Source organism: Pontibacter flavimaris (assembly GCF_001907195.1).
Lineage (GTDB): Bacteria > Bacteroidota > Bacteroidia > Cytophagales > Hymenobacteraceae > Pontibacter > Pontibacter flavimaris.
Map to the genome: position 1 here is coordinate 677,454 of NZ_LVWA01000004.1, position 13,836 is coordinate 691,289.

16 protein-coding genes are annotated in these 13,836 nt (G+C 54.3%); 9 read left to right on the forward strand and 7 right to left on the reverse strand.

The features are described 5' to 3' along the window. Positions 1-1,509 carry a SusD/RagB family nutrient-binding outer membrane lipoprotein gene (locus A3841_RS07920; protein WP_073851751.1) on the forward strand — a complete coding sequence of 503 codons (1,509 nt, stop codon included), beginning with the start codon at positions 1-3 and terminating at the stop codon, positions 1,507-1,509. Positions 1,510-1,673: 164 nt separating this feature from the next. Here A3841_RS07920 and A3841_RS07925 read toward each other — a convergent pair whose 3' ends face one another. The 5 genes from A3841_RS07925 to A3841_RS07945 form a co-directional block, all read right to left on the reverse strand. Further along, a complete protein-coding gene (locus tag A3841_RS07925) occupies positions 1,674-2,390 on the reverse strand; it encodes an SAM-dependent methyltransferase (protein WP_073851752.1) in 717 nt (238 codons plus the stop codon). Positions 2,391-2,638: 248 nt separating this feature from the next. Further along, on the reverse strand, positions 2,639-3,409 hold the full coding sequence (locus A3841_RS07930) for an alpha/beta fold hydrolase (protein WP_073851753.1): 771 nt from the start codon (positions 3,407-3,409) through the stop codon (positions 2,639-2,641). Positions 3,410-3,448: 39 nt separating this feature from the next. Further along, positions 3,449-4,501: a selenide, water dikinase SelD gene (gene selD, locus A3841_RS07935; protein ID WP_073851900.1), complete on the reverse strand. Its 1,053-nt coding sequence runs from the start codon at positions 4,499-4,501 to the stop codon at positions 3,449-3,451. A 5-nt stretch (positions 4,502-4,506) separates the two neighbouring features. Continuing rightward, positions 4,507-5,535: a tRNA 2-selenouridine(34) synthase MnmH gene (gene mnmH / locus A3841_RS07940; protein WP_073851754.1), complete on the reverse strand. Its 1,029-nt coding sequence runs from the start codon at positions 5,533-5,535 to the stop codon at positions 4,507-4,509. Next, the gene (locus A3841_RS07945) at positions 5,535-6,248 is read right to left on the reverse strand and encodes a pyridoxine 5'-phosphate synthase (protein ID WP_073851755.1); all 714 of its coding nucleotides are present in this window, start codon (positions 6,246-6,248) and stop codon (positions 5,535-5,537) included. The genes mnmH and A3841_RS07945 overlap by 1 nt, the downstream gene beginning before the upstream one ends. 174 nt (positions 6,249-6,422) lie before the next feature. On the opposite strand from A3841_RS07945, the gene A3841_RS07950 reads away from it, so the two are divergent. From A3841_RS07950 to A3841_RS07960, 3 genes are all read left to right on the forward strand, one after another. Beyond that, positions 6,423-6,884: a GatB/YqeY domain-containing protein gene (locus tag A3841_RS07950; protein ID WP_073851756.1), complete on the forward strand. Its 462-nt coding sequence runs from the start codon at positions 6,423-6,425 to the stop codon at positions 6,882-6,884. Between the two features lie 125 nt (positions 6,885-7,009). Then, positions 7,010-7,528, forward strand: a complete 519-nt coding sequence (locus A3841_RS07955; protein WP_073851757.1) for a CvpA family protein — start codon at positions 7,010-7,012, stop codon at positions 7,526-7,528. Positions 7,529-7,711: 183 nt separating this feature from the next. Then, positions 7,712-8,284 (forward strand): anthranilate synthase component II, encoded by a 573-nt coding sequence (locus A3841_RS07960; RefSeq protein WP_073851758.1) that lies wholly within the window; start codon positions 7,712-7,714, stop codon positions 8,282-8,284. Positions 8,285-8,294: 10 nt separating this feature from the next. Here A3841_RS07960 and A3841_RS19985 read toward each other — a convergent pair whose 3' ends face one another. Both A3841_RS19985 and A3841_RS20265 read right to left on the reverse strand, forming a co-directional pair. Continuing rightward, positions 8,295-8,744: a hypothetical protein gene (locus tag A3841_RS19985; RefSeq protein WP_170866158.1), complete on the reverse strand. Its 450-nt coding sequence runs from the start codon at positions 8,742-8,744 to the stop codon at positions 8,295-8,297. After that, complete coding sequence (locus A3841_RS20265) at positions 8,719-8,856, reverse strand: hypothetical protein (protein ID WP_170866159.1); 138 nt, start codon at positions 8,854-8,856, stop codon at positions 8,719-8,721. Before A3841_RS20265 ends, A3841_RS19985 begins: the two co-directional genes overlap by 26 nt. Between A3841_RS20265 and A3841_RS07970 the strand changes: the two genes are divergently transcribed. The 5 genes from A3841_RS07970 to A3841_RS07990 all read left to right on the forward strand — a co-directional run bounded on the left by A3841_RS07970 (position 8,855) and on the right by A3841_RS07990 (position 13,802). Beyond that, complete coding sequence (locus A3841_RS07970) at positions 8,855-9,631, forward strand: alpha/beta fold hydrolase (protein ID WP_073851760.1); 777 nt, start codon at positions 8,855-8,857, stop codon at positions 9,629-9,631. The two genes, A3841_RS20265 and A3841_RS07970, sit on opposite strands and share 2 nt — an antisense overlap. Then, positions 9,628-10,293: a CBS domain-containing protein gene (locus A3841_RS07975; protein ID WP_073851761.1), complete on the forward strand. Its 666-nt coding sequence runs from the start codon at positions 9,628-9,630 to the stop codon at positions 10,291-10,293. The genes A3841_RS07970 and A3841_RS07975 overlap by 4 nt, the downstream gene beginning before the upstream one ends. A gap of 11 nt (positions 10,294-10,304) precedes the next feature. Further along, a complete protein-coding gene (locus A3841_RS07980; RefSeq protein WP_083610257.1) occupies positions 10,305-11,693 on the forward strand; it encodes a BamA/TamA family outer membrane protein in 1,389 nt (462 codons plus the stop codon). A 116-nt stretch (positions 11,694-11,809) separates the two neighbouring features. Further along, positions 11,810-12,697 (forward strand): NAD kinase, encoded by an 888-nt coding sequence (locus tag A3841_RS07985; RefSeq protein WP_073851762.1) that lies wholly within the window; start codon positions 11,810-11,812, stop codon positions 12,695-12,697. 157 nt (positions 12,698-12,854) lie between these two features. Next, positions 12,855-13,802, forward strand: coding sequence for a DUF6089 family protein (locus A3841_RS07990; RefSeq protein ID WP_235861326.1), 948 nt, complete (start codon positions 12,855-12,857; stop codon positions 13,800-13,802). Positions 13,803-13,836 lie beyond the last annotated feature (34 nt).

Sequence of the window (13,836 nt, forward strand, 5' to 3'; positions counted from 1 at the left end):
ATGAAGAAAAGATTTATATACTTGGCACTAGGGCTTGTGCTTGCACAAGGCTTTACTGCCTGCGAAACAGTGGACTTTGGGGATATCAACGAAAACCCTAACGGACCCAACGATCCATATCCTGCGGGGTTATTATCTGGCGCCATCCAGTCCTTTGCAACCATGACTGGCCGTCAGGGTGTACTGAACCCGACCTTGTATGTGCAGTACCAGTCGCAGGTTACGTATACAGACGAAATGCTGTATGCTGAAACGCCTGCTTCTTGGGCAACATACTATAACCGTGTCCTGCCTAACCTGAATGCAGTAATCGACATCGCCCGCGATGAAGCACAGCACACACCTGAACTGCTTGCGCAAGGTGATCCTAGCCTGCAGCTAGGAGAAGCCCTGATCTTCAGAGCGATCGTGTTGAAGAGGCTGACGGATTCCTGGGGTGACGCACCTTTTACAGAGGCATTCAAGGGACTGGATAACCTCACGCCTGCTTACGATACACAGGAGCAGATCTACACACAGCTGATAGCAGACCTACAGGAGGGCCGCGATCTGTTGGCGGAAGGTGGAAGCGTGGCACCAATTGGCGATATCCTGTATGATGGTGATCTGGACAACTGGCAGAAGCTTGCCAACTCTGTGCTGATGCAGGCTGCCCTGCAGCTGTCTGAAGTAGATGCTACTTCTTCGATTGACGCTGTAGGTGTGTTCAACGAAGCGTTGAACCATCCAGCCGGTGCCATCGAAAACATAGAGGAAGAAGCCTGGTTCAGATATGAGTCGCTGACAGCTTACCAGAACCCATTCAACCGTAACAGACGTGCTGACTACTTCCTGGCAGACGAGTTTGTGGATGCGTTGCAGGGTGATGCTAAGAGTGCTGAAGGTTCTCTGAACCCAACCTCTAACACTACTTTCGACGCTCGTATTAAGGTATACGGCACATCAGCAACTGCAGAAGGTGTGCCTTACGGCTACAACGACGAGAGTGGTACAGGTAAAAACAAGATGTCAACCATCATCTGGGCGGCTGAGGCTCCACTTCCTGTAATGACAGCTGCTTACACTTACCTGAACAGAGCAGAGGCGGCCGCTAGAGGCTGGACAAGTGAGGTAGCCGCAGACATGCTTACTAAAGGCATTCAAAAGTCTTTCGAAACATGGGACGAAAAGGCTGGTGCTAAAGTGGATTTCCGCCCTGAGGAGGTCAGCACCTATGTTGCAGCTCGTTTGGTAAACGCTGCTACTGTTGGTATGCTACAGGTAATTGGCGAAGAGAAGTGGAAGGCGCTGTATCCACAGGGTTTTGATGCCTGGGCAGAGTGGAGAAGAACAGGTTATCCTGCTTTGAATCCTGCTGAAGATGCACTGAATGACGGTGCCATTGCCAGAAGATACAATTATCCTGTTGAGGAATCTACATTGAACAACGCGAACCTACAAGCAGGTATATCTGGTCTAGCACCAGCTGCTGATAAAAACTCTTCCAGAGTATGGTGGGATGTTGAGTAGTAGAGCCTAAACAAGCAAATGATTAATAAAGTAGATAGATTAGAATACTAGGTAGTAGTCTTCTTCATTGGACAAAGGCCCCCGGTTTCCGGGGGCCTTTTCTTTTCCATACAAAAAGCCCCGGCTCAAAGTATGAGCCGGGGCTTTTTGTATGAAACCGGTGTCTACCTGTAAATCAGAAAAACCGCGGGCTGCTTGTGTATGTCGGGCAGTTTGCCGCGCCACTGGCTTATACTTTTGGTCTGGATGAACTCGTGCTCCGGGGAGGTGATGTTGGCGGCGATGCAGAGCTTGGTGTCGGGGTGGAGGGTAGCGAGCAGGTCCTCCAGTAGTTTGTTGTTGCGATAGGGCGTTTCCATGAAGATCTGCGTCTGGCTGCGTTGCTGCATCTCCTTCTCCAACTGCCGCAGCGCCTGCAACCTGTCGCGCTTCTCGATGGGCAGGTAGCCATGGAAGCAGAACTGCTGCCCGTTAAAGCCACTGGCCATTAAACTTAGAAGTATGGCCGAGGGACCGGCAAACGGCACGACCTTTATACTTTTCTGGTGCGCATACTTTACCACCTCGGCGCCTGGGTCGGCGATACCGGGGCAGCCCGCCTCTGAGATAATGCCGGCATCCGTCCCCTGCTCCAGTAGCGGCTTTAAAGAGGCCTGTACCTGGGCAGGCGTGGCATCCTTATCCACCTGCACAAACCTTAGCTGCTCTATCACCAGCTCCGGGCAGATGCTTTTTACAAAGCGGCGGGCCGTGCGCAGGTTCTCCACGATAAAGTAAGTCAAGTGCTGCACCATCTCCTTTACCTGCGGCGAGATCACCTGGTCTTGTGTGCCTTCGGCAAGTATGGTGGGTATTAAATATAAAGTGCCGGTCTTTTTCATGCGGTAAAGGTAGTTACATTGTTGGATTGCTTCATTGCTAAATTGTTGATTTCGGCTAAACGAAAACTGCCACCGCTTTGGGGCGGCGGCAGCTTATGTCTGAACCAGGATTTACAGGGCGTGGGATTAACTGGATGTCCCGCGAAAGTATACGCAAGTCTCGGATCTATACTTTGATCAAGTATTATACTTTACCCGGCGTATCCTGTAATCCTGCAACACCCTATGAAGCAACTTCATCACTGGGCCTAGTCAGCATCCAGGAACCTGGTAACCAGCTCGTATACTTGGTCGGGGGCCTGGGCGTGTACCCAATGGCCTGCCTCGGCTATGGTCTCTACCTCTACAAGCGTAAACAGGTGCTCAATGCTACCATAAATATCCTCCTGCTTTATATAGCCGGAGCGTCCGCCTTTGATGAACAGGGCGTGCTTCTTGAAGGGCGTATCGGAGGTTATGGCGGCGGCGATTTGCTCGTAGTTCTTCTCCAGCACATCCAGGTTCATGCGCCAACCAAAGGTGCTGTCCTCTTTGCGGTAGAGGTTCTTCATCAGGAACAGGCGCACCTCCTCCTCTTTTATACTTTTAGCCAGCTGCTTGTCTATCTCTCCCCGGCTGGTAGCGGTGCTCAGGTCCACCGACTGCAGCGCGTTGATGATCTCGTCGTGGTGCGGCGGGTAGGCTTTGGGGGCAATATCGACAACAATTAACCTGGTGATGCGGGTAGGGTACTTCAGGGCATACTTCATGGCTACCTTGCCGCCCATCGAGTGGCCCATAATGGCCGGAGTGGGAATCTGCAGCTCGTCCACCAGGCGCAGCACGTCGTCGGCCATGGCATCGTAATCGTGCTGTTCGCTGTGCGGTGAGCGGCCGTGGTTGCGCAGGTCTACCAGAAAAACATTGTAATGCTCTGCCAATCGCTTGGCCAGGGTGGCCCAGTTATCCAAGGTCCCAAACAAGCCGTGCAGAATCAGCAGCGGCTGGCCGTGGCCCATTTCCTTATAGTGTAGCTTCATTTTTTCAGTTAACAGTTATCAGGTTAAGCTTACGGATGTTTAAACCACACGGATCAGTTTCTCATCATTTGCCCGCTCCTTCAGCACGCCCAGCGGCTCCAGTTGCAGCCCATACTTTTCAAAAACAGCCAGCACTTCGTCTCGTCCAGCTGGGTCAACCGCCACCAACAGGCCGCCGCTGGTTTGCGGGTCGCTGAGCAGGTGTTTCTGGTCTGGAGTAAGGTCCGCTATTTTGTGGCCGTAGCTGTCGAAGTTGCGGTGGGTGCCACCTGGGATGGCTTTCTGGGCCAGGTATTCCAGCGCTTCAGGTAGTACGGGCACTTTGTCAAAGTATACTTCAGCGACTAAGTTGCTGCCCTCGCACATCTCCGAAAGGTGGCCCATCAAACCAAAGCCGGTTACGTCGGTCATGGCTTTTACCTGCGAAAGTTGGCCCAGTTCCGCACCGATCTTGTTAAGCTGCATCATTTGCTGCGGTGCCAGCTGCGCGTGCTCCGGCTTCAGGATGGCTTTTTTCTGGGCGGTGGTCAGTATGCCCACACCAAGCGGTTTGGTCAAGTATAACTCGCAGCCGGCGGTGGCAGTGTCGTTGCGTTTCAGGTTCGGGATGTCGAGCATACCAGTTACGGCCAAACCGAAAATAGGCTCGGGACTGTCAATGCTATGGCCACCAGCCAACGGAATACCTGCCTCATGGCAAATGCTGCGGCTGCCTTCTATCACCAGCTTGGCAACTTCGGGAGCCAGTTTGTCAATCGGCCAGCCCAGCACAGCAATCGCCATCATAGGCGTGCCGCCCATGGCATACACATCCGAGATAGCGTTGGCCGAAGCAATTCTGCCAAAATCGTAGGCGTCGTCCACAATCGGCATAAAGAAGTCGGTGGTGCTGATCACGGCGCGGTTGTTGCCGATGTCGTACACGGCGGCGTCGTCGCGGGAGCTGTTGCCCACCAGCAGGCGCTTTTCCTCGGGGTAAGTAATATCCGAGTGCAGGATGGAGTCGAGCACTTTTGGCGATATTTTGCAGCCGCAGCCAGCGCCGTGGCTGTACTGGGTAAGTTTTATAGGTTGGGTGGTTGTCTCTTCCATAATCATTAAATCAGGTGATGTTGTTTGGCGAAGGCCAGCACCTTGGCGGCGTTTTCTTCGGGGTTTATACTTTGTAGCTCCAGCGGCAGCACGTGCTGCTTTTTGGCCAGCTCGTGGCTGTAGGCTTTATCGTAGTAGGTGAGGGCAATCTCCACCATCTTCTCCATATCGCCGGTTTGAATTGCCTCCAGCGCTTCTTTGGTGGCCAGCCCGCCCAGGCGTTTCTTTATCTTCAGGATGGCTGCCTCCAGCAGGGCTTTATCGGTTTGGCAGTACTCTTCCGCCAGTTTTTTCACCCGCAGCGGCAGCGGCACATGCAGCACGATGGCTGGCGACTCCTGCATCCGGTCGAAGAATGGCTTTGGGATCTGCACCCTGCCAATGGTTATACTTTCGTCTTCCAGCCAGGTAGGTTTTGCGCTGTCTTGTTTGAGCAGCTCGGTGCCCAGCAAATTTTCAAAATGCTCGGTGGAGGGTTGCGGGTGCATGCCTATACTTCCGAAGGCAGAGCCTTTGTGGCTGGCGAGCCCCTCCAGATCGATTACCTGCTGGTGCTGCTGTTGCAGGTAGGGCAGCAGGTCTGTTTTGCCGCTGCCGGTAAAGCCACTCAATGTAAGCAGCTTGCGCGGTGCCTCGAACTGCTGGTGCAGGTACTGCCGGTAAGCTTTATAGCCGCCTTGCAGCAGGTATACATTGAACCCGGAAAAATCAAGGAGCCAAGCCATAGCCCCGCTGCGCATGCCGCCGCGCCAGCAATGCACCAGCAACTCTTTCCCGGGAGCCAGCTTGGTTGCCTGCTTCACAAATTTGGACATCTTGGGCCCGAACAGGTCCAAACCGATCAGAACGGCCGGGTCGTGGCCCTGCTGTTTATAGGCGGTGCCCACTTTGGCGCGCTCCTCATCTGAGAAAATAGGGAAACTCGTTGCAGCCGGCAAGTGGCCGACGGCATACTCCTTGGGGGCGCGGGCATCCAGCACGGGCAGCCGCTCCGTCAACTGGAGGAATTCTTCTATGGTTATACTTTTAACCACTACTTTAGCTGGCGAAGGTAGAGTTGGATCGTGTTTTCCAGGCCGAAGTATAAAGCGTCGCAGATCAGGGCGTGGCCGATGCTAACCTCCAGCAAGCCCGGCAGGGTGTCGTGCAGGTATTTGAGGTTGTCCAGGTCCAGGTCGTGGCCGGCGTTCAGGCCTATGCCGAATTCCTGCGCCTTTTGGGCAGCCTTCAGGTATGGCGCGATGGCTTTCTCGCGATCTTTGTGGAAGTTGCTGGCGTAGGCTTCGGTGTACAGCTCCACCCGGTCGGTATCCACCAGTGCGGCGCCTTCAATCATCCGTTCCTCCGGGTCCACAAAAATGGAGGTGCGGATGCCCAGCTCCTTCAGCTCCAGAATCACGTCCGTCAGGAAATCCTTGTGCTTCAGGGTGTCCCAGCCCGCATTGGAAGTAATGGCGTCGGGGGCATCGGGCACCAGCGTGGCCTGTGCGGGTTTGATCTCTTTCACCAGTTTCAGGAATTCGGGCGTCGGGTTGCCTTCAATATTGAATTCCGTCGTCACCACTTCCTTCAGGTCGTACACGTCCTGGTAGCGGATGTGGCGCTCGTCGGGGCGCGGGTGCACGGTTATGCCCTGCGCGCCGAAACGCTCGCAGTCCCTGGCTGCCTGCACCACATTTGGCCTGTCGCCACCGCGGGCGTTCCGCAGCGTGGCTATTTTGTTTATATTTACACTCAGCTTTGTCATGGCTCTTGCTTGCGGGCCACAGCCCTGTCGTCGTCTTACGTAATAGAATGACTAAATTAACGGAATTTTGTTTAAGATGACAGCCTCTGGCCGCCGCCACACACGCATATAAAAGCGCGCAGCCTACGTAAGCAATAGCACCTCAACCAGATAAAAGTATAAAACCAGAAAACTATGACTCTAAAACAACGCATCGATGCCGGCATTAAACAAGCGATGTTGGCCAAGGATAAAGCCCGTTTGCAGGCGCTCAGAAGTATAAAATCCCAGATTATGCTGGCCGAGACCGAGAAGGGCGGCACCGAGGGCATCACGCCGGACACGGAGATGAAGCTCCTGACCAAAGCCGCCAAGCAGCGCCGCGAGTCGGCGGAGCTGTATGCCCAGCAGGGCCGCACTGACCTGGAGCAGGTAGAACTGGCGGAACTGACCGTGATAGAAGATTACCTGCCCAAGCAGCTGGACGAGGGTGACCTGCGCACCCGCCTGGTAGAGATCATCCAGCGTGTGGGCGCCACCGGGCCGTCAGACATGGGCAAGGTGATGGGCGTGGCCACCAAAGAACTGGCCGGCCAGGCCGACGGGCGCGCTATTTCGCAAACTGTGGGCGAGTTGCTGAGCAATACTGATTTTTAAAGTATAAATTTGCAGCCGTTGCCGACGTTCTTCCACGGCGGCGACGGCTGTGATTTACAAGTAAAGTATGGCCGCGCCATACTTACGAAGTATGATTTCCTGCTGCTTCCACCTTTTATGATGATATGAGTACGTTTGATTTTTTCCTGGCTATCCCGATTGCCTATGGCGCCTTCATGGGCTTCCGGAAGGGGCTGCTGCTGGAACTGGTGTCGTTGGTGGCGCTGGTGCTGGCCATACTTGGCGGCCTGAAACTGCTGGACACGGCACTGCCCTTAATGGCCGGCTTTATTGGCGACGCGCATGGACTGTTGCCCTATGTTACCTTTCTGGTAGTGTTCGTAGGCATTATCCTGCTCATCCACCTGAGCGGCCTGCTGCTCAAGAAGGTGATCGACTTCACGCCCTTTGGCCTGTTTGATAACGTGCTGGGAAGTATACTGGGCGCCCTAAAGTGGTGCCTGGCCCTGAGCCTGCTGCTCTACGTATCGGACATGGCCGGCATCAGTGTGTCTAAGGATACGGCCGACGCCTCGATGGTATACCCGGTGGTGCTCAAGACCACGCCCTACGCCCTCGACATTCTCAGCTACGTGCTCCCCTTCATCAAAGCGCTCATCACCTCCCTCCGGCAACACTTTTAGGAGTTAGAAAGTTAAAAAGTTAGAAGGTTAGAAAGTTAGAAAGTGTGGGAACATACTTTCATGGCTTGGGTAAGGCACATCAAGCTGCTCGATGAAGTATGAGAAATCTAGGGAAGCATTCATTAACGAATGCTTCACACTTTAACTTTCTAACCTTCTAACTTCCAAACTTTCTAACTTCCCATGCTTTTGCTGCTCGATAACTTCGACTCGTTTACCTACAACCTGGTGGACTACTTCGGTAGGCTGGGGGTAGAGGTGGAGGTGGTGCGCAACGATGTGCCGCTGCGCGAGCTGCAGAAGCTGCCCATAGAGGCGGTGGTGCTCTCGCCGGGACCGGGTGTGCCGCAAAGTGCCGGAAGTATGATGGAGGTGATCAGCTACTACCATAACCGCGTGCCAATGCTGGGCATTTGCCTGGGGCACCAGGCGCTGGGTGAGTTTTTCGGGGCGAAGCTGGAGAAGGGGCTGCGGCCGATGCACGGCAAGATATCGGAGATCATCTGTGAGGAAGACCCGCTTTTCGAGGGCTTGCCAGCCACCATGCCGGTGGTGCGCTACCACTCGCTGGTGCTGCGCCAAACACCTGAAAGTATAAAACCGCTGGCCCGCACGCAGGAGGGCGAGCTGATGGCGTTCCGGCACCGGGAGCTGCCGCTTTACGCACTGCAGTTCCACCCGGAGGCGGCACTCACCACCCACGGCCTGCACCTGCTCCGGAACTGGCTTTTACTTGCTAAGATTCCGGGCTCCTGATTCAGGCAGTTTAATGCTTCTCCCGCTCATGGATCTCATCTGCAGAGGACACGGTGTCCACATCAAACCTTTCCTCATTAACGGAGTCCTGTTCCAGCTGTGGAGATATCATCTCGCCCGAGCCTTCTTCCACATTGTTTTGGACGTTGCCTTCACTTTGGGTGCCGGCATTTTCTCCATTTCCGGAGGCACCATCCCCGCAAGCGAGAGTTGCTACGGCAGTGGCTATGATCAAGAGCTTTTTCATACGTTTGTCCCTGTTAGTTAATAAGTTAAACGGCAAAGCATTTTGATGAGTTTCTGGCGCGGGAGTAGCAACCGGCAAAACACCGTACAGAAAAGGAACTTTGGTAATCTGCTCCGGATGCTTCAAAATTGGGTTAGTATTGTTAATATTGCGCGGGGATCGTCCCGTTAGGGCTCCGCGTTTATTTTTAAGCTGCAGAGCAGGCAAATTCATACTTCTGCGCCATGCGGGCCAAGGCAGTTGTGGGTTCCGGAAACCGGTTGCTGCTGGAGAAAGTATAAGCAAAGGCAGCATACAGGTTTCTTTTAAAAGTTTTTCGATTCATGGATTTACAAGTCAGACAAGAAGGAGAATATCAGTATATTGATGAGGGAGAAGGCGACGTGCTGCTGCTGCTGCACGGCCTTTTCGGGGCGCTCAGCAACTGGAACGGCGTTGTAGACCATTTCTCGAAGAATTTCCGCGTGGTTATCCCCCTGATGCCGATCTATGAGATGCCGCTGCACAAGGCCGGCGTGCCGGGTCTGGTGAACTTTGTGGAGGGCTTCGTGAAGCTCAAGAAGCTGCAGGACATGACCCTGCTCGGCAACTCGTTGGGCGGCCACGTGGCGCTGGTTTATACGTTGGACAACCCCAAAATGGTAAAGCGCCTGGTGCTGACCGGCAGCTCCGGCCTCTTCGAGGACTCCATGGGTGGCTCCTTTCCGAAGCGCGGCAACTATGAGTATGTGGAGGAGCGCGTGGGCTACACGTTCTACGATCCCAAAACAGCCACCAAGGAACTGGTGGACGAGGTATTCGGCATCACCAACAGCAACGCCAAGTGCCTGCGCATCATCGCCATCGCCAAATCGGCCCAGCGGCACAACATGGCCAAGGATATCACAAACATTAAGGTGCCCACACTGTTAATCTGGGGACTGAACGATACGATCACGCCGCCGCTGGTGGCCTACGAGTTTAACAGGCTCATCGATAACTCCGAATTATACTTTATAGATAAGTGCGGGCACGCGCCTATGATGGAACATCCGGAGAAGTTTAACAGTATCTTAGAGAAGTATTTAGAAAGAACACCGATAACCGCCTCATCCGTATGATCGCAGAAGAACTCATCAACCAAATGATTCCGCCGCTCAAGCTCTACGACACCGTGGACAAGGCGCTGCGATGGATGGATGAGTTCCGCGTAAACGAGCTGCCGGTGGTGAGCAACCGCAAATACATGGGCCTGGCCACCGAGCTTAACCTGATCGAGCTGCCCGACCGCACCCGCCAACTTAAAGAACTGGAGCTGGAGTACCAGGAGGTGCACGTGCAGGGGCCACAGCACTTCTACGACGTGATGGAGGCCGCCATCAAGAACAAGATTCAGGTAGTGGCCGTGCTCGACGAGGAGCAGGACTACATGGGCGTGATCACCATAAATGATACGCTGGCGGCTTTCGGGCAGATGTCGGCGCTGCAGGGCACGGGAAGTATACTGGTGCTCTCCATGCCGGAGCGCGATTACTCGCTGGCCCAGATCAGCCGCCTGATCGAGGAGGAGAAAACCAAGATCCTGAGCGCCTACGTGTCGCCCGACGAGCTGGACCCCTACCAGATCAAGCTGACCCTGAAGCTGAACACCACCGACCTTAGCCGCATCATCGCCACGCTGGAGCGCTTCGAGTACCGCATCACCGCCCAGTTCAACGACAACACCGATTACGACGTGGGCCGCGACCGCCTCGACATGCTCTTCAAATACCTCGATATTTAATGCTTGCATAAATGCCGCTGCGAGCTTTCCTGTCTATACTTATACTTTTTACCGGAGCCGCAGCGCTGGCCAACCCCTGCACGGTGCCCGCCGTGGTGGTGGCCGATATCAATCTTGCTGGAAACGAGACCACCAAAGGCCAGGTAATGCTGCGCGAGCTCACCTTCGCGCCAGGCGACACCATACCTGCCGAAGCGCTGGAGCCGTTGCTGCAGGAGAACCAGAAGCGCCTGGTTAACCTTCGCCTCTTTCATCATGTCAACTACAGCTATACTTGTGCAGAGGGGCAGGTGCGGGTAACGTACGAGGTGCAGGAGCGCTTTTACCTGTACCCCATCCCCATCTTCGACTTCGCCGACCGCAACTTTAACGCCTGGCTGGAAAAAAAAGACTGGAGCCGCATCGACTATGGCCTCAACCTGATCCTGCGCAACTTCAGGGGGCGCAACGAGGAGGTGCGCGTGCGGGTGCAGCGGGGCTTTAACAAGCGTCTGGAGCTGGGCTACCGCATCCCCTACGTATGGCGCAAGTATAATTTGGGGGCTGATTTCTCAGTGGCCGATTACCGCAGCCGCACCATCAGCTACACCAACCTTAACAACAAGCAGCGGTTCTTTGAGCAGGAGAATGGCATGCCCATCAAGCGCAGTTCGGTGTCGGCGGCGCTGGTGCACCGGCAGAACGTGCAGCGGCAGTCGGGGCTCCGGCTGTCCTACTTCAACGAGCAGATCTCCGACTCCGTGGCCTTCCTGAACCCGGAGTATTACCGCCACGCGCAGCGGGAGCGGCAGTACACGCGGGTGGAGCTATACAGGGTCATCAACCTGCGCAATAATTTCGCTTACCCCACAGCCGGGAGTTACTTTGAGGCGGCTCTGGGGCAAACGCTTTTCCTGGAGAAGTCCGGTTCGCCGTATACCTCCGCCCGGGCCAAGTATGTGCGGTATCTTCCGTTCTGGGGCAAGTATACGTACATGGCGGGGGCAGAGGGGCAGCTGCGGCTGGCCGGCAGGCATGCCTTTGCCGATAACATTGCGCTGGGCTACCGCTCCTACGTGCGCGGCTACGAGCTGTACGTGGTGGGGGGACAGCACTACGGGCTTTTTAAGCAGGGCCTGACGCGGCAATTGCTGGATATTAAAAGTATAAAGCTTACATTTATAGATAATCCGAAGTTCAATAATGTGCCGTTGGCGCTCTACCTCAATGCTTTCACGGATGCCGGGTATGTGGTGGATGACGTCTTCGGGCAGGAGAACCCGCTCACAAACCGCCTGCTGCTGGGCAGCGGGGTGGGGCTGCACGCCGTAACCTTTTACGACATCGTGCTGCGGCTGGAGTACACCCTGAACCGGGAGAGCGACACAGGATTATACTTTAGCGCAAGGTTTCCTTTTTGATTTGATGAAGTATGAATGTAGTAGTTAGATGCCGGTTGTTGATTATTCGCTGTTCGAATTTCGAATGGGCGAGACTCTAACTCCTAAACTTTCTAACTCCCAAACTCTCCGACTCTATGAAGATAGCCATACTTGGTAAACCCTTTACTGACGACATAACCCCGTTTATCCAGGCCCTTTTTGATGAGCTGCAGCGCCGCAAGGCCCAGCTGTCCCTGGTGGAGCACTTTGAGCTGTACCTCAAGAATACCATCAACCTGCCCACAGGCATCGAAACCTTCAGGCGGGGTGACAAGCTGGAGGGAGTGGATGTGGTGTTGAGCATTGGCGGCGACGGCACCCTGCTGGATACGGTCACCTACGTGGGCGCACAGCAGCTGCCTATACTTGGAATCAACACCGGCCGCCTCGGCTTCCTGGCCACTATCCCGTTCGATAGTATAAACATTGCCATAGACGCGCTGTACAAAGGCCATTACGCCCTGGACGACCGCGCGCTTATCCGCGTGGATTCTGACCAGGAGGTATTCAGCGGCATTAATTTCGGCTTGAATGAGTTTAGCGTACTTAAGCGCGATTCCTCATCCATGATAGTGGTGCACACGTATATAGATGGTGAATATTTGAACTCGTATTGGGGGGATGGCCTGGTGGTGGCCACGCCTACCGGCTCCACGGGGTACTCGCTCAGCTGCGGGGGGCCACTGGTGCTGCCGCAGACCAACAATTTTGTCATTTCGCCCGTATGCCCGCATAACCTGAACGTGCGGCCCATGATCGTGTCTGACCGCACGGTGATCTCATTTGAGGTGGAGGGGCGGAGCAGCAGCTACCTGGCTGCGCTGGACTCCCGGTCTACATCAGTGGATATGAACGTGCAACTGGCGGTGCGAAGGGAGGCTTTTGTGGCCAGGCTGGTTAAGCTTCACCATGTTAATTTCCTTTCAACGCTTCGGAGTAAGCTGAACTGGGGGCTCGATAAGCGGAATAGCATCATAAAATAATATTAAATATATCTGTTATATTATTTTATTAGTCGGGTATTCTGGTTATTTTTGGCTTCTATTAATTTTGGGTAAATACAAGCTTGCTGATACGCTACCTTTTATACATTTCTCTATTATGAAGAAACTTTGTACTCTTGTTTTGACGCTTAGTTTTATGCTTACACTTATCGCCCCAGACGCCGAAGCACAGCGTTGGACGAAGCGTAAGCAGTATGGTACGTTGGGCTTCTCCCTGGGTGCCATGAACTACTTTGGCGACATCGTACCGCAGCCGGACTTTACAAGTTTCCGCTTTAAGTCCACAAGGCCAAGCGCGAGTATTAGCTACGCTTACCGCTTTGCGCCGCGCTTCTCTTACCGCGTAGGCTTTACATGGGGGCGTATTACGGGGGATGATGCCCTGAGCGCCTCTGCGAACGAGGGGGAGAACAGGGGCCGCTTCGGCAGGAACCTCTCCTTTAGAAACGACATCAAAGAACTGAGCGCCGTCGCCATCGTAGACCTGTTCGAGAACCGCAGCACTTTCCAGCGCCGTCCGGATTTTGTTCCCTATGGTTTCTTGGGCGTGGCAGTACTGCACCATAACCCAAAGGCGTATTATGAAAGTGGCTCTCAGGGAAACCTGGGGAGTGCCGATATCGCGACCGGGTGGTATGAATTGCAACCTTTAGGTACCGAGGGCCAGTATGCCTCTGGAGGCGACTACCCGGAAGCATACAAGCGCGTGCAGATTGCCATTCCTTTTGGTCTGGGCGTTCGCTACAAGATTGACAGATACTGGGACCTGAGCCTGGAGGTTGGCTGGAGAAAGACGTTCACCGACTACCTGGATGATGTAAGCACAAGCTATGCCTCTAAAGCCAACATCCTGGCAGGAGGCGGCGAGAACCCGACCGCAGCAGCCCTGCTCTCTGATAGAAGCGCCGGCTCAGGTTTTACTACTTTGCCAGACCCAAGCGGTACGTCCTATGATATTGTAAGGGGCTACGGCAGGGACGGCCAGCAAAGAGGTGAGGTGTCTGATGACGATTGGTACATCACCACTGGCTTAACCATTAACTATATTTTAACACCACGCATCAGAAGTCCGAAGTTTAGATAATAGAACGGACAGCGGCTGCGTTGTTCAACTAAAC

Coding starts and splice junctions, on each gene's coding strand:
- A3841_RS07975 (WP_073851761.1), top strand. CDS start 9,628: ATGATCGCAGAAGAACTCATCAACCAAATGATTCCGCCGCTCAAGCTC.
- A3841_RS07955 (WP_073851757.1), top strand. CDS start 7,010: ATGAGTACGTTTGATTTTTTCCTGGCTATCCCGATTGCCTATGGCGCC.
- A3841_RS07950 (WP_073851756.1), top strand. CDS start 6,423: ATGACTCTAAAACAACGCATCGATGCCGGCATTAAACAAGCGATGTTG.
- A3841_RS07980 (WP_083610257.1), top strand. CDS start 10,305: ATGCCGCTGCGAGCTTTCCTGTCTATACTTATACTTTTTACCGGAGCC.
- A3841_RS07925 (WP_073851752.1), bottom strand. CDS start 2,390: ATGAAAAAGACCGGCACTTTATATTTAATACCCACCATACTTGCCGAA.
- A3841_RS07990 (WP_235861326.1), top strand. CDS start 12,855: ATGCTTACACTTATCGCCCCAGACGCCGAAGCACAGCGTTGGACGAAG.
- A3841_RS07970 (WP_073851760.1), top strand. CDS start 8,855: ATGGATTTACAAGTCAGACAAGAAGGAGAATATCAGTATATTGATGAG.
- A3841_RS20265 (WP_170866159.1), bottom strand. CDS start 8,856: ATGAATCGAAAAACTTTTAAAAGAAACCTGTATGCTGCCTTTGCTTAT.
- A3841_RS07930 (WP_073851753.1), bottom strand. CDS start 3,409: ATGAAGCTACACTATAAGGAAATGGGCCACGGCCAGCCGCTGCTGATT.
- selD (WP_073851900.1), bottom strand. CDS start 4,501: ATGGAAGAGACAACCACCCAACCTATAAAACTTACCCAGTACAGCCAC.
- A3841_RS07960 (WP_073851758.1), top strand. CDS start 7,712: ATGCTTTTGCTGCTCGATAACTTCGACTCGTTTACCTACAACCTGGTG.
- A3841_RS07920 (WP_073851751.1), top strand. CDS start 1: ATGAAGAAAAGATTTATATACTTGGCACTAGGGCTTGTGCTTGCACAA.
- A3841_RS07985 (WP_073851762.1), top strand. CDS start 11,810: ATGAAGATAGCCATACTTGGTAAACCCTTTACTGACGACATAACCCCG.
- A3841_RS19985 (WP_170866158.1), bottom strand. CDS start 8,744: ATGAATTTGCCTGCTCTGCAGCTTAAAAATAAACGCGGAGCCCTAACG.
- A3841_RS07945 (WP_073851755.1), bottom strand. CDS start 6,248: ATGACAAAGCTGAGTGTAAATATAAACAAAATAGCCACGCTGCGGAAC.